The sequence below is a fragment of the Limnohabitans planktonicus II-D5 genome, assembly GCF_001270065.2.
GTDB lineage: Bacteria > Pseudomonadota > Gammaproteobacteria > Burkholderiales > Burkholderiaceae_C > Limnohabitans_A > Limnohabitans_A planktonicus.
In genome coordinates this window covers 1-601 of sequence record NZ_LFYT02000142.1, presented here as the reverse complement: position 1 = coordinate 601, position 601 = coordinate 1, and the positions used below count along the sequence as shown (strand labels likewise).

The 601-nt window shown below is 53.6% G+C and carries 1 protein-coding gene; it reads right to left on the bottom strand.

The window, feature by feature from the left end:
- Positions 1–43: 43 nt before the first annotated feature.
- Positions 44–331 (bottom strand): GIY-YIG nuclease family protein, encoded by a 288-nt coding sequence (locus H663_RS41160; protein WP_053173416.1) that lies wholly within the window; start codon positions 329–331, stop codon positions 44–46.
- Positions 332–601: the final 270 nt, after the last annotated feature.

Below are 601 nucleotides of genomic sequence, written 5' to 3'. Positions count from 1 at the left end.
TGTGAATTCGTCATTGCGAGCGAAGCGTGGCAATCCAGTGTTCTTACAGGATGTCGCCGTACAAGTCTCGCCAACTGGGGTTGGTGGTTTCTATCAAAGACAGCTTGCGTGAACGTGAGCCAGACTTGAGTTGCTTTTCACGAACAATCGCGCTCTCCATCGTCTCGTGCGCTTCAAACCAGACCAGCTGGTTGACACCATATTTCTGAGAGAAGCCCTCGAACACATGGTTTTTGTGTTGCCAGATGCGCGCAACGAGGTCGCTGGTCACGCCGACGTACAAGGTCCCGTTTCGCGCACTTGCAAGCATGTAGACATACGGCTGTTTCATTTTTGCCTCCCTGGAATCACTCGGCATTGTCGACAACGCTCAGGCAAAGACTGGATTGCCACGCAGCGCTCGCTATGACGGTTTTCTATTGTCATTTATTGCTGGAGTGGATGGGGTCTTTTCACCTCATTTTGAGGAGCCGCCTTTAGCCGCGAGGGGCGAAGCGATGTGGCGTGACGCGGCAATTCAGCTTGAGCGCTTGCAAAGGCATAGACGCCCTCTTCCGTCATTGCGAGGAGCTTGCGACGCGGCAATACAGTTGTGGCGCTT

Bases quoted from the DNA above. Each gene is read 5' to 3' on its own strand.
- H663_RS41160 (WP_053173416.1), bottom strand. From the start codon at position 331: ATGAAACAGCCGTATGTCTACATGCTTGCAAGTGCGCGAAACGGGACC.